A 13,202-nucleotide genomic window follows, 5' to 3' on the forward strand; every position below is an offset into this window, starting at 1 on the left:
CGACTCCTATCCACCAGCTGCGCCGGACGAACGACCTGGCAGCCGGCGACTTCGCTCGAGGAGAAATCGAATGCGGTATCTGATCGCACCAGCGGCAGTCTGGGTGGGCGTCCTCTTGTCGGCTTGCTCGGCGGAAGAGGCCGCCTCTCGTGACGATTTCGGCGAGGCCGCCTCGGCGCTCAGCGCCGGCGCGGCGGCGGCGCTCGGGTTCGAGACGCTGAGCGGCTGGACGGCCAGCGCGGGCGCGCTGTCGCTGAGCGCCACGCGGAGCGAGGGCGAGAGCGCGCTCTCGGTCGCGAACGCGACGTACACGGTGATCCAGCGCGCGCCGCTCGCCATCGACGAGCCGATCAAGGGCGCGGTCTCGCTCGACGTCCGCGTCCCGGCGCAGCAGCCGAACCCCTGGTGGGCCGGCGAGATCTCGCTCGCCGTGCAGGCCCCCTCGAAGGGCGTGTCGCAGAGCCTCGGGACGAGATCGCTGACGGGCCTCGCGCAGGGCACCTTCCATCGGCTCTCGTTCAGCGTGCCCTCGGCGGTCCAGCAGGCGCTGTCCGCCGGGGCGCCCGACTGGTCGTTCACCATCACCCTCAACGTGCCGTCCGGCAGCGGGCCGCACCTCCTCGATCGGCTGGACGTCGTCGACGCCGCCCCGCCGGTCGCCGCGGCGCCGCTGCCGCCGTGGCTCGAGTACTGCGACACGGCGCCCTGCGCGGCGGCCGCTCCCGTCGTGGTCCACGTCTGCCCGGAGAGCAACCCGCTGTGCACGCCGACACGGCAAACCACGGTCGTGCCGAACGTGAACGGCAAGCCGATCAGCGGCGTGTACCTGCCGATGACGCTGCCGGCGGGGGCGGTGCTGCGCCACGTCTCCGGCTCGGCCACCGTGAGCTACAACACCGTATCGTACTCGTATGCGCCGAGCCTCGTGCTGCGCTCGGACCTCGACGTGCTGCTCAGCTATTACGATGTGGCGCCGGTCTGGAGCGGGACGACGCCGGTGACGTTCGAGAGCACGCAGCTGACCTCGGCGACCGTGGACAGCGTGTTCTACCGCCACCCCTCGTACAGCACGGGGACCGCCGCGGCGGATCTGCACGCGCAGGGGCAGGACGCGGTCGCGATCGAGCGCGCGATGACCGGCGTCACCTCGGAGAAGCTGAGCGCGTTCTTCATGCCTTCCGAGCTGGGCGGGGTCCAGGGGGAAGGAAACTGGTCGTTCGGGAACGGGACGGTCACGATCAACTACGGCAACCCGCCGTTCATCGCGTACAAGGGCGGCATCCCGAGCTCGGCGATGCCGCGGTTCGCCCACGAGAACGCGCACGAGCTGTACAACGAGATCCGCTCGTCGTTCCTCGGCGACGACTCGTGCCTCAACGAGGGCATCGCCGACGCGCTGGCGTACCTGACGGGGTATTTGCCGGTCGAGGACTTCGGCCCCATCGGCCTGACCGGGATCGATTTCGACACCGGCTGCACCGAGCTCACGAGGACGCACGACATCGGCAACTGCTATTTCTGGCACGTCAAGAACGCCGGGCTGCTCACCGAGAGCTTCATGCACGGCATCTTCCATCCGCAACACCAGTACGCCTTCAACAGCTGCACGCAGAACGTGGCGCAGACGGGCAACAGCATCCTCGTCTACTTCACGGAGGCCGCGGGCGGCGCCGACATGGCGCCGGTGCTCGACGCCATGGAGATCCCCCACGCCGGGTCGTACGCCGCGGCGAAGCTCGCGCTCGGGCTCTGAGCGCCCCGTCGATGGTCATGGCTCATCCAAACGCGCGTCGTCGAAGCGGACGACTCGCACCTTGCGAGCGACCGTTCTTAAACAATCGCAATTAAATTACATCATAAAACAGGCTGCGAATGGGCCGCGAGAGAGAGGCGCCCATGGCGCCCGGCCGCACCGTTTTGAGGAGGATTCGAATGCGTTATTCGTACTTGTCAGCTGCATTCTGCCTGGGGATCCTGTCGTCGGGCTGCGCTTTCGAGGGAGACGCGGGTTCTTGCGAGGACTGCGGGGAGTCCGCCTCGGAGCTCAGCGCCGCCGCGGCCGCCGTGCTCGGGTTCGAGACGCTGACCGGCTGGTCGGCCAGCGCGGGCACGCTGTCGCTGAGCACGACGCGGGTCGAGGGCGCGAGCTCGCTCTCGGTCGCGAACGCCGCGTACACGGTGGTCCAGAGCGGGCCGCTCGCCGTCACCGAGCCGATCAAGAGCGTGGTCTCGCTCGACGTGCGCGTGCCGTCGGTGCAGCCGAACCCCTGGTGGGCCGGCGAGGTCACGCTGGCGGTGCAGGCGCCCTCGAAGGGCGTGTCGGAGAGCCTCGGGACCAAGCCGCTGACGAACCTCGCGCAGGGCACGTTCCACCGGCTCTCGTTCAACGTGCCCTCGGCGGTCCAGCTGGCGCTGGCCTCCGGGGCGTCCGATCTATCGTTCTCCGTCACCGTCAACGTGCCGGCCAACAGCGGGCCGCACCTCCTCGACCGGCTCGACGTCGTGAACGCCACCGCGGGGTTCGAGCCCAACGTCACGGCCGTGGCCGTGACCAACCCGGCCGGCCTCGCGCCCGTGAAGGGAGACCCGCTGAAGATCACGCTCACGGTGACGAACCCCGGCACCGCGGCGGGCACGGTCGTGCTCCGGCCCCGCGTCACGAGCGCCCGGTTCAACGACTTCACCAACGTCGCGGCGGGCAGCGTCAGCACCTCGCTCGCCGCCGGGGAGACGAAGCAGGTCACGCTCACGGCGGGGCCGATCCTCGTCGACACGGCGCAGGGCAAGCGCTTCGCCCTCGGCCGCAGCGCCTACACCCTCTCCGGCGTGAGCGTCGAGCCGGCGGGCGGCACGGCGTCCGTCGACACCTCCTTCACGGGCGGTGCCTTCACGATCGGCGCGAGCGACGTGCTCTTCAACGCGGTGGTCTACGACCAGGATTACTTCGACGCGATCGGCTACACCGGCACGGCCGAGGCCTACCTGCTCAACGCGTTCACGCGGCCCACCGAGCTCTTCACCCCGTCGAGCCCGGGATCGAGCTCGGGATCGTACGTGCTTTACCCGAACGGCTTCGATCAGATGATGGGCATCCGGCAGATCTTCCACGCCGTCGGCGGGCTCCCGAACAACCCGTCGAGCGGCGGCTTCTGCGAGCACGTCGGCGCCTACGGGCGCACCGCCCTCGGCCTGACCCGCGACTGGGACATCGACGAGCTCAATGGCAACTACACCGATCCCGACCACCACGGGTTCGACATCCTCATCGGCCTCACGCCGGAGTACGGCGGCGGCGCCGCGTGCGGGTGGCTCGGCGTGCAGGTGAGCGGGCAGTTCAGCTCCGCGCTGAACGTGGGCGTCAGCCAATTGATCTCCGTCCACGAGACCGGGCACCTCTTCGGCGCCCCGCACTGCGATCCTCTGCAAGGCTACGTGATGTGCGGCGGCGAGCACCACCCGCACTATCTCAGCGACGGCATCTTCGTCTGGCACAAGGACTCGTTCGACGTGATGCAGTACATCTGGGACTGAGATCGCCGCCGCGCCGGGCGGGCTGCGAGCTGCGGCTCGCGGCTCGCCCGGGCGGGGCGCCCTCCTGCCTTCGCGGCATGGCGGCGGACGAACAGGCAAGCATTCCGGTCGAACGGTCATGGCGGCGGCGCCGCGCGGCCGCAGATTGGCGGGCGTCCAACGCGCACCGAGGTGAACCGTCCCATGGCCATTCCCGCGATTCTGGTCTTCGGCGCTACCGGCAAGATCGGCGGCGCCCTCATCGACGAGCTCTTGCCCGATCACGCCGCAGGCCGGGTGAAGCTCATCGCCGCCGTGCGCCGGCCGGAGGCCGCCCCGACGTTCGAGGCGCGCGGCCTCGAGACCCGGCTCATCGACCTCGACCTCGCCGAGACGCGAGGCCTCGAGGCGATCGTCGGCGCCATGCGCGGCGTCGATCGCGTGTTCCTGGTCACCGGGTACGACGTCAAGATGATCGCGCAATCGAAGGCCGCCACCGACGCCGCCAGGGCTGCCGGCGCGTCGCAGATCGTGCATATCGGGGCGCACGCGAGCCCGGACACGACGATCGTCCACTTCGCCTGGCACCAGGTCGTCGAGGCCTACATCGACCGATCCGGCCTCGACGCCACGCACCTTCATCCGACGTCGTTCATGCAGAACCTCCCGCTGCTCCTGCAGGTCGGCGCAGCCGGGCCCGGCGTGCTGCCGCACTACATCGGCGACGCCCGCACCAGCTGGGTCGACGCGGGCGACGTCGCCCGGGTCGCCGCGGTCGTGCTCCGCGAGCCGAAGGCGCACGCGGGCCGCGCCTACGGCCTCGGCACGGAGGCCGCGTCGATGCCGGAGATCGCCGCGAAGATCGAGGCGGTCACGGGCCTCCCGTGGCACGCCGAGGCGAGGGAGCCAGCGGCGTTCTTCCGCACCATCACCGCGCTCGGCGCCGATCCGGTGTACATGGCCTGCGTGCGGAACGTCTTCGAGCGGACGCGCGACGGCTCGCTGAGGGAGGCGGCAGACACGTTCGACACCGTGCAACGGCTGACGGGCCGCGCGCCGACCAGAATCCGCGACTACATCGAGAAGAACCGCGCGGTATTCTGCTAATCGCCCCTGACATCCCCGCTTCCGTCTCGATTTCATCGTGACGCCGCGCTGCGCGAGCGCCAGACAAATCGGAAAACGCGTCCTCTCCTGCGGCATCAAGATTGGGTAGCGACCTGAGTCGTTCTCGATTTCTCCGGGCGCAGGAGCGGTCGTCAAGGACGCCGCGCCGTGGAGCTCGTGTTCGCGTGGCTACCGATGGGGGGTGAGGGATGCTTCTGCGCGTCATACCGAGAGCACGTACGTTCTGCGCGACGACCGTCATGTTGGCGATGATGCCAGCCTGTTCCCCGAGGACGCGGCCGTTCGACCCCGAGCATACAGCCGGTTCGGCGGGCGGCCGGGACAAAATCTGCGAGCCTGGAGAACAGGAGCTCTGCTACGGCGGCCCGCCATCGACGGCGGGTGCGGGCGCATGCAAGGCCGGGACGAGAACCTGCAATGACGATGGAACGCAGTATGGCCCATGCGAGGGTGAGGTCCAACCTGCGTCCGAGCTGTGCGATACGCCCACCGACGAGAACTGCGACGGAATCGTCAATGAAGGGTGTGTCTATTCGAGCTGCGCCGACGTTCCGGCCGGCTCGCCGAGCGGCGTGTACCTTCACCATCCTGGTGCATCCGGGGCCGCCGGCGAGTCCGCGGTCTACTGCGACATGGAGGCCGAAGGCGGCGGCTGGGCGCTCCTCTACAACAGCATCGGCTCGGACCAGGGGACCACGATGGCCTTCTGGGACATCCCGTACCTCCATCGATTCGGCAGCAAAGGGGAGCCATCGCTCGACGCCAACGTCTACAACGGGTGGCTCTATCTGCACGGAACCGAGTACCGCGACGAGGCGGAAGACCTCGAGGGCGAGGTCGCACAACTATTCCGCGCGAAGTCGACCGGGGTCGATCCAGACACCCTGCATTTCAAGGCTCCGGAGCTCGTATCCGGCGACTCCGAGATCTACGCAGCTCAGTTCGCCGCTGGTTGGTCGTCCTCGGACTTCGACGGCGATACCACGGCGGAGAACTGCTCCGTGAAATATTCGCGCGTGACGCAGCACTACGGCAGCTGCTGGAGGTACAGCCTCGGCTCTGACGCGGACAGTCCGGTGGACGACGGTGGCTGGGGTCCACATCTCCACTCAGCGTCTGCCCAGCGCCTGGGACTGCACGTCGACGGGAGCGGCTACACGCGCGTCAAGCGCATATCGCGATGGGTCCGGTGGTGAACACCCACAACGATGGCTGAGCCCGCCGGCCGAGAAGAGCCTGCTCGGGGCACGGAATCTGCCTCTAACATCCTCCTGGAGACGGCCGGTGCGCCGAGCCCGACCGCGTGGCAAGACAGCCGCCGTCGCTGCCAAGCGACGCGCCGAGGAGCCCCCTCGGCGGCGACCGAACGCAGAGCCCCCCGAGGAGCGTCATGCCTGATCCCCTGCCCACGACCGACCGCGCCCACGACGTGCTTCGCCAGGAGTTTCAGAGCCTCGACCCGATCTTCAAGCCGCGGAACGTCGCCGTCATCGGCGCGACCGAGAACAGCGGCGCCGTGGGCCGCACCCTCCTCTGGAACCTGATCAGCAACCCGTTCGGCGGGACCGTCTTCCCGGTGAACCCCAAGCGGCCCAGCGTCCTCGGCATCAAGGCCTACCCGAACATCGCGGCCGTCCCGGCCAAGGTCGACCTGGCGGTCGTCGTGACGCCGGCCGCGAGCGTGCCGGGCCTGCTCGGCGAGTGCGTCGACGCCGGCGTCCCCGGCGCCATCGTCATCTCCGCCGGCTTCAAGGAGATGGGCCCTCCGGGCGTCGCGCTCGAGCGGCAGATCATGGAGCGCGCGCGCGGGAAGATGCGCATCATCGGCCCCAACTGCCTCGGCGTCATGAACCCGATCGGCGGGCTCAACGCCACGTTCGCCAAGGGGCAGGCGCGGCCGGGCAAGGTGGCGTTCATCAGCCAGTCCGGCGCGCTCTGCACCGCGGTGCTCGACTGGAGCCTCCAGGAACAGGTCGGCTTCAGCGCGTTCGTCAGCATCGGCTCGATGCTCGACGTCGGCTGGGGCGATCTCATCGACTACCTCGGCAACGACCCCAAGACGAACAGCATCCTCATCTACATGGAGTCGATCGGCGACGCGCGATCGTTCCTGTCGGCCGCCCGCGAGGTGGCGCTGAACAAGCCGATCATCGTGATCAAGCCCGGCCGCAGCGAGGCGGCGGCGAAGGCGGCCGCCTCGCACACGGGCTCGCTCACCGGCTCGGACGAGGTGCTCGACGCGGCGTTCCGGCGCGTGGGCGTGCTCCGCGTGAGCGACATCGCGGACCTGTTCTCGATGGCCGAGACGCTGGCCAAGCAGCCGCGGCCCCGCGGTAACCGCCTGTGCGTCGTCACCAACGCCGGCGGCCCGGGCGTCCTCGCGACCGACGCGCTCGTCGCCCACGGCGGCGAGCTGGCGCCGGTCTCGCCGGAGATCCTGGGCGAGCTGAACGGCTTCCTCCCCGCCGCGTGGAGCCGCAACAACCCGGTCGACGTGCTCGGCGACGCCGGCGCCGACCGCTACCAGAAGGCTCTGGCGATCTGCGCCAAGGACCCGAACAACGACGGCGTGCTCGTCATCCTCACGCCGCAGGACATGACCCAATCGACCGAGACCGCCGAGGCCCTGCGCAAGCACGCGCACGTCGAGGGCAAGCCGATCCTGGCCAGCTGGATGGGCGGCGCCGAGGTGGAGGCGGGCAAGTCGATCCTGAACCGCGCCGGGATCCCGACGTTCGAGTACCCCGACACCGCCGCGCGCGCGTTCTGTTCCATGTACCGCTACACGTACAACCTGCGCGCCCTGTACGAGACGCCGAGCATGGATGAGCGCGCGCAGGACGTCGATCGCGAGAAGGCCGCGGCGCTCGTGGCCGGCGCCCGCGCGTCGGGCCGGGCGCTCATGGATGAGTTCGAGTCGAAGCAGCTCATGGCGGCGTACGGCATCCCGACGGTGCAGACCGCCGTCGCACGGAGCGTCGAGGAGGCGTCGGCCATCGCCAGGGAGATGGGGTATCCGGCCGTCCTCAAGCTGTACAGCGCGACGATCACGCACAAGACCGACGTGGGCGGCGTGAAGCTCAACCTGCGCGACGACGACGCCGTCCGCCGGGCGTTCGCGGAGATCCACGAGAGCGTCTCGCAGAAGGCCGGCGCGGAGCACTTCCAGGGCGTGACGGTCCAGCCGATGATCGCCTTGAAGGACGCCTACGAGATCATCCTCGGCAGCTCGATCGATTCGCAGTTCGGCCCGGTGCTCCTGTTCGGGGCCGGCGGGCAGCTCGTCGAGGTGTTCAAGGACCGCGCGCTCGGCCTGCCGCCGCTCAACGCGACGCTGGCCCGGCGCATGATGGAGCAGACCAAGATCTACGGCGCCCTCAAGGGCGTGCGCGGCCGCGCGCCGGTGGACCTCGCGGCCCTCGAGCACCTGCTCGTGCGGTTCTCGCAGATGGTGATCGAGCAGCCCTGGATCCGCGAGATCGACATCAACCCGCTGGCCGCGAGCGCCGAGCGGATGATCGCCCTCGACGCCCGCGTCGTCCTGCACCCGGCGGACACCCCCGAGTCGGCGCTCCCCCGGTCGGCGATCCGCGCGTATCCGACGCAGTACGTGACGGAGCTGAAGAGCCGAGACGGACAGGCGTTCACGATCCGCCCGATCCGCCCCGAGGACGAGCCGCTGATGGTCAAGTTCCACCAGAAGCTCTCCGAGCGCACCGTCCGGCTCCGGTACTTCTACCCGATGCAGCTCGACCTGCGCACCGCGCACGAGCGGCTGACGCGCGTCTGCTTCGCGGACTACGACCGCGAGATGGCGCTCGTCGTCGAGAAGCCGCCGACGGACGGCGCCGATCGCGAGATCATCGGGGTGGGCCGGCTGAGCAAGCTGCCCGGCACCAACGACTCGGAGTTCGCCCTGCTGATCAGCGACGAGCACCAGCGAAAGGGGCTCGGCTCGCGGCTCCTCGGCCTCCTCGTGCAGATCGCCCGGGACGAGGGGCTCTCCCGCATCAGCGCCGATATCCTCGGCGAGAACGTGGAGATGCAACGCGTCGCGCAGAAGCTCGGTTTCCGGCTCACCCGCGATCTCGAGGACTCGACCTCGAGGGCGGAGCTCCTCCTGTAGGCAGAGCGCAGGGCGGGCGCGCTTGCTCGGAAACAGCCCCTCGGCCGGCGCGCGCTGCCTCCCTCTTCAGCGCAAGCTCCGCTGGACGTCCACGGGAAGTCGCCGGACGCTGATCATGCTCCACGGGTTGTGGAACTCGCAGCGAGCGTCGCGGGCCACCGCGATCGTCCGGTACCGGTCGAGCAGGATCTCCAGCGCGATCTTGGCCTCGAGCCTGGCCAGCGGGGCGCCGAGGCAGAAGTGGATGCTGTGTCCGAAGCTCAGGTGCTGGTTGGGCTTGCGGTGCATATCGAAGGTGTCGGGGTCCTGGAAGTGGGCGCCGTCCCGGTTGGCCGAGGCGATCCACAGCATGATCAGCTGATCGGCGGGGACCGGCTCTCCGCCGATCTCGACCTCCTTCGTGGTCCGCCGGGCGAGCCGCGGGAACGGCGGGCGGTAGCGGAGCACCTCCTCGATGGCCGCCGGGATCCGCGCCGGGTCGGCCCGGAGCTCCGCGGCGGCGGCGGGGTGCTCGTCGAGGCAGAGGATCGCGTTCCCGAGCAGCGCGGTGGTCGTGATGTGCCCGGCGAGCAGCAGCAGGCCGACGAAGCCGACGATCTCCTCGTCTTCGAGGCGGTGCCCATCGACCTCCGCGCGCACCAGCTGGCCGATGAGATCGTCGGTGACGCGCTCGCGGCGCTGCTTGATGTGCGAAAGGAGATAGCGGTTCATCTCGCCGAGCACCGGCCCGAGGCGGTCCACCATGGCCTGATCCGGCAACTGGCCCGGGCCCTGGGTCTCCCTCGACAGCATCGTGTCGGCCCAGGTCTGGAAGGCCGCTCGGTCCGCGGTCGGGATGCCGAGCAGCTCGGCGATGACGATCACCGGCAGCGGATGGGCCAGGCTCCCGACCAGGTCGAAGCGCTCGGCGTCCCCGACGTCGGCGAGCAGCTCGCCGGTGACGGCCGCGATCCGCGGGGCGAGCCCCGCCACCACGCGCGGCGTGAACGCCTGGCTGACGAGATCGCGGAGCTTCCGGTGCTTCGGCGGGTCCATCCGGACGAAGTTGCCTTTGGAGAACAGGTCGAAGTCGGCCTGCGGCGGGATGAACTTGGACATGTCCGACGAGAACGTCGCCGGATCGGACAGCACGCGGAGGATGTCGGCGTGACGGAAGAGGTGCCAGAGGCGCTGCTTCTCGTCGTGAAGAACCGGGGTGGACTCCCGCGCGTTGCGCAGCCAGGTCAGAAAGGAGTCCAGCGTGGGCTGGCTCGGCTGGGTGGTCACGTCGGTCGTGCTCATATCGGATCACTCCTCGGGGCTCTCCCGCGTTGAGTTGATGTTGCCCTGTGCGAACTGCACGTAGTGAGCGCGTAGCTGCTCGAACCGGTCGATGATCGCGGGCGCGAGCGCGCGCATCACGCCGGGCTCGGGGGGTTCCGGGGGCTCGAAGGTCCTGCGCACCATCGTGGCGACCATGTCGGCCCGCTCCTCGATGGACCGCCTCTCCTCGGCCGGGAGCAGCGGATCGATCAGGTAGAAGCCGAACACGGCGGCGTTGATCGCGTAGATCTGGGCGTCCAGATCCACGTCGGTGCGCAGCAGCCCGTGCGACCGCAGGAGCCCGCAATACTCGCGGAGGTAAGCGAACTTGTTCGCCTGGAGCGGCCGCGCCGTGCTGTCGGTGACGAGGCTGCCCAGCACCTCGGTATCGCGGGTGAACAGCGCCTGCAGCAGCGGATACTCCTCGAGGAGGAGGAGCCTGCGCCGCATCACGCGGTGGAGCAGGATCTCCGCCGGGTCCTCGCGGATGACCTCGGCGAACCTGTCGAACATCCGCAGGGCGTCGCGCGCGAGGACCGCGAGGAAGAGCGCCTCGCGCGTCTTCCAGTGCAGGTAGACCGTGCCCTTGCCGATGTTCGCCCGCTTGGCGACCTCGTCGATGGTGACGCGCTTGTACCCCCAGCGGAGCACCAGCTCCGCCGCCGCATCCAGGATCCGCTCGGCCCGCTGCCGCTGCTTCGAGAAATCTCCGTCGGCCACCCTCGCCCTCCGCCTACTGAAAAATGACCGATTTGGAAAATTGGTCAAGCGTCGATCGGTCACGGCGGCTCAAGCTCAAATTCTAGCGTCATTCCGCATATATTCCTTGACAGGTATATACCGATATAAGAATATAAGCCGTCGATGATGCAGACGTTCGCGGCGCTCGCCGATCCGACCCGCCTGCGCATCGTCGAGCTGCTTCGCGCCGGGCCTCTGCCGGTCGGCGAGATCTGCGACCGCCTGCCGCTCGCGCAGCCTCAGGTCTCGAAGCACCTGCGCGTGCTGCGGGACGCCGGCCTCGTCGGCGTCCAGCCTCGCGCGCAGCAGCGCATCTACGGGCTGCGCGCGGCGCCGCTGCGCGAGCTCGGCGCATGGCTCGAGCGCTTCCGGGACATCTGGGACGAGCGCTTCGAGCAGCTCGACGATTTGCTGGCCGAGATTCAACGCGACGAAGAGAAGGGGTGAAGATGGAGACGACGAACCTGGAAGTCACGTCAGAGCGAGAGATCGTCATCACGCGCACGTTCTCGGCGCCGCGGCGCATCGTGTTCGACGCGATGACGAAGCCAGAGTACGTGAAGCGCTGGTACGGCCTCAGGGTCCTCACGATGTCGGTCTGCGAGATCGATCTGCGCGTGGGCGGCAGGTGGCGCTACGTCCTGCGGGCGCCCGACGGGAGCGAGCACGGGTTCACGGGGGTGTACCGAGAGATCGTGCGGCCCGAGCGGGTCGTGTGCACGGAGAACTACGAGCCGCTGGGCCCGGGGCACGAGATGCTCGTGACGGCGACGTACGACGAGCGCGACGGGAAGACGACGTTGACGAGCAGGATCGTCTACCAGTCCCAGGCCGATCGCGACGCGCACCTGCAGTCCGGGATGGAGGCCGGCATGCGCGAGACGTTCGATCGCCTCGCCGAGATCCTCTCCGCGCTCGCCTCGGGTGGCTTCGAACCGGCGAGCGCCTCATGACGCCTCCGCACGCCGGCGCGCGGAGGCGACGCGCTGCTTCCAGCTACCACTCTGCGAGCACGCCGGCGCTGACGACGTTGGCGTCCTGCGTCTCACCGCGATGCCAGGTGTGCTTCAGATTCATGGCGTCGATCGAGAACACCACAGGGGTCATGTAGTAGGCGACCTTACCGCCGATGCCGCGCACTTCCTCGATCACGCTGATCTTGACCGGGTTCGAGGGGGCCTTGTCCCAATCCGTCTCCACCACGTTGGTGGAGCCATAGGTGACCGCGACCTCGAGATCACCCGCGCGGTAATTCGCGGCTGCCAGGTAGCCGTAGTGCATACGCAGCTCGCCGATGCTGTCGATGGCCGTGTTGCCGAGCGCCCACGCCGTGCCGAGGCCCTCGCCGAACCAGCCCGTGGCGCCGATGCCGAAGCCGGCGTAACGACCCCAGGCGCCGCCGCCGGCGCCCCACACGTTGCGCACCGCGTCCGCTGGAATCCCAGGGTCCTGCGCGTCCGGGTTGCTCGGCGACTCCTTCGTGCGGCCGACCATCTGCGTCAGGCCGTTGAGCCAGGCGTTGACCTCGTCCTTCACGGCGGGCTTGTCGTCCAGCACCTTGCGAAAGGTGAGCTCGCCCTCGAAGCGGGGCGCGATCGTGCGATTCCAGGAGGCGTCGATCATGGCCGGGTCGAGCGCCGCCACCGAGAGCTGCACGCCGGCGAGCTCCGGCGTGGCGTAGCCGAGCTGCGCGTGACGAGACGGGAACATCGAGCCCACGCCGGTGTGGCCGCAGGTGGCCGCCCCTGACGAGTCCACGTTGCACGGGTGACCCACGCCGTGCTGGTGGATCAGAGTCCAGTTCATCCTCATGCCGCCGCGGTTGAACAGGCCGAGGCGGCGGCCGCCCCACGCTGCGCCCCAGCTTCCGGAGAGGTCCACATACTGCTCGCGGAAGTCCACCGAGGCCGCGTCGTTGAACTGGCGCACGTTGTTGTTCTGGGCGTTCTGAATGCCCGCCCACAGCGCCAGCTTGATGGTGAGCTTCACGTCCGGCAAAACTTGCTTGTAGACGTTGAAGGCCAGGATCGTGCTGGCGAACCCGCCGCGGATGCGGAACGTGTTCAGATCCGTGTCGGTGACGGTGTTGCCGACGGCGCCAGCGGGCGTCGGGTTGCCGCGGATCGAGATCTGCGGTCCTACCAAGATGTACCGTTCGGTCGACGCAGGGTCGCCGGGGTCGACCTCGTTGCCCAGGCCATCCGCGTCGATCGTCTCGCCACCGATCCAGTTGAGGTAGGCGTCGACGCGTCCGTTGGTCGAGACCTCCCAGTCGTCCACCTTCTCCTTCTTGAGCAGGAAGATCTCGGCTCGCGCCGGCAACGAGGACAGCAGCGCGGGCACGACGCCCGCGCAGACCACGAGGGCTCGCACGACTCTCTTTGAATGACGCACG

At 68.9% G+C, this 13,202-nt stretch carries 10 protein-coding genes; 7 read left to right on the plus strand and 3 right to left on the minus strand.

The annotated features are described in order from the left end of the window. Positions 1-70 precede the first annotated feature (70 nt). The 5 genes from WME83_RS24505 (at position 71) to WME83_RS24525 (ending at position 8,764) form a co-directional block, all read left to right on the plus strand. Complete coding sequence (locus WME83_RS24505; protein WP_437321699.1) at positions 71-1,753, plus strand: hypothetical protein; 1,683 nt, start codon at positions 71-73, stop codon at positions 1,751-1,753. Between the two features lie 179 nt (positions 1,754-1,932). Continuing rightward, positions 1,933-3,531, plus strand: a complete 1,599-nt coding sequence (locus WME83_RS24510) for a hypothetical protein (RefSeq protein ID WP_437321700.1) — start codon at positions 1,933-1,935, stop codon at positions 3,529-3,531. Between the two features lie 183 nt (positions 3,532-3,714). After that, positions 3,715-4,617, plus strand: a complete 903-nt coding sequence (locus WME83_RS24515) for an NmrA family NAD(P)-binding protein (protein WP_437321701.1) — start codon at positions 3,715-3,717, stop codon at positions 4,615-4,617. Positions 4,618-4,889: 272 nt separating this feature from the next. Then, entirely contained in the window at positions 4,890-5,834 is a 945-nt protein-coding gene (locus WME83_RS24520) for a fibrinogen-like YCDxxxxGGGW domain-containing protein (protein WP_437322036.1), read from the plus strand. A gap of 194 nt (positions 5,835-6,028) precedes the next feature. Beyond that, positions 6,029-8,764, plus strand: a complete 2,736-nt coding sequence (locus WME83_RS24525; protein ID WP_437321702.1) for a bifunctional acetate--CoA ligase family protein/GNAT family N-acetyltransferase — start codon at positions 6,029-6,031, stop codon at positions 8,762-8,764. Positions 8,765-8,830: 66 nt separating this feature from the next. Here WME83_RS24525 and WME83_RS24530 read toward each other — a convergent pair whose 3' ends face one another. Both WME83_RS24530 and WME83_RS24535 read right to left on the minus strand, forming a co-directional pair. Then, positions 8,831-10,045, minus strand: coding sequence for a cytochrome P450 (locus WME83_RS24530; RefSeq protein ID WP_437321703.1), 1,215 nt, complete (start codon positions 10,043-10,045; stop codon positions 8,831-8,833). A 6-nt stretch (positions 10,046-10,051) separates the two neighbouring features. Beyond that, the gene (locus tag WME83_RS24535) at positions 10,052-10,786 is read right to left on the minus strand and encodes a TetR/AcrR family transcriptional regulator (protein ID WP_437321704.1); all 735 of its coding nucleotides are present in this window, start codon (positions 10,784-10,786) and stop codon (positions 10,052-10,054) included. A gap of 144 nt (positions 10,787-10,930) precedes the next feature. On the opposite strand from WME83_RS24535, the gene WME83_RS24540 reads away from it, so the two are divergent. Continuing rightward, the gene (locus WME83_RS24540) at positions 10,931-11,254 is read left to right on the plus strand and encodes an ArsR/SmtB family transcription factor (protein ID WP_437321705.1); all 324 of its coding nucleotides are present in this window, start codon (positions 10,931-10,933) and stop codon (positions 11,252-11,254) included. Positions 11,255-11,256: 2 nt separating this feature from the next. Further along, on the plus strand, positions 11,257-11,760 hold the full coding sequence (locus WME83_RS24545; RefSeq protein ID WP_437322037.1) for an SRPBCC family protein: 504 nt from the start codon (positions 11,257-11,259) through the stop codon (positions 11,758-11,760). Positions 11,761-11,803: 43 nt separating this feature from the next. On the opposite strand, the gene WME83_RS24550 is transcribed toward WME83_RS24545, so the two are convergent. Next, complete coding sequence (locus tag WME83_RS24550) at positions 11,804-13,180, minus strand: porin (protein WP_437321706.1); 1,377 nt, start codon at positions 13,178-13,180, stop codon at positions 11,804-11,806. Between the last annotated feature and the right edge of the window lie 22 nt (positions 13,181-13,202).

Origin of the sequence: Sorangium sp. So ce385, from assembly GCF_051474135.1 — a bacterium.
Taxonomy (GTDB): Bacteria; Myxococcota_A; Polyangia; order Polyangiales; family Polyangiaceae; genus Sorangium; species Sorangium cellulosum_D.

Excerpts from the sequence above, each read along its gene's own strand:
- WME83_RS24515 (WP_437321701.1), top strand. The coding sequence starts at position 3,715 with ATGGCCATTCCCGCGATTCTGGTCTTCGGCGCTACCGGCAAGATCGGC.
- WME83_RS24520 (WP_437322036.1), top strand. The coding sequence starts at position 4,890 with ATGCCAGCCTGTTCCCCGAGGACGCGGCCGTTCGACCCCGAGCATACA.
- WME83_RS24525 (WP_437321702.1), top strand. The coding sequence starts at position 6,029 with ATGCCTGATCCCCTGCCCACGACCGACCGCGCCCACGACGTGCTTCGC.
- WME83_RS24505 (WP_437321699.1), top strand. The coding sequence starts at position 71 with ATGCGGTATCTGATCGCACCAGCGGCAGTCTGGGTGGGCGTCCTCTTG.
- WME83_RS24530 (WP_437321703.1), bottom strand. The coding sequence starts at position 10,045 with ATGAGCACGACCGACGTGACCACCCAGCCGAGCCAGCCCACGCTGGAC.
- WME83_RS24510 (WP_437321700.1), top strand. The coding sequence starts at position 1,933 with ATGCGTTATTCGTACTTGTCAGCTGCATTCTGCCTGGGGATCCTGTCG.
- WME83_RS24545 (WP_437322037.1), top strand. The coding sequence starts at position 11,257 with ATGGAGACGACGAACCTGGAAGTCACGTCAGAGCGAGAGATCGTCATC.
- WME83_RS24540 (WP_437321705.1), top strand. The coding sequence starts at position 10,931 with ATGATGCAGACGTTCGCGGCGCTCGCCGATCCGACCCGCCTGCGCATC.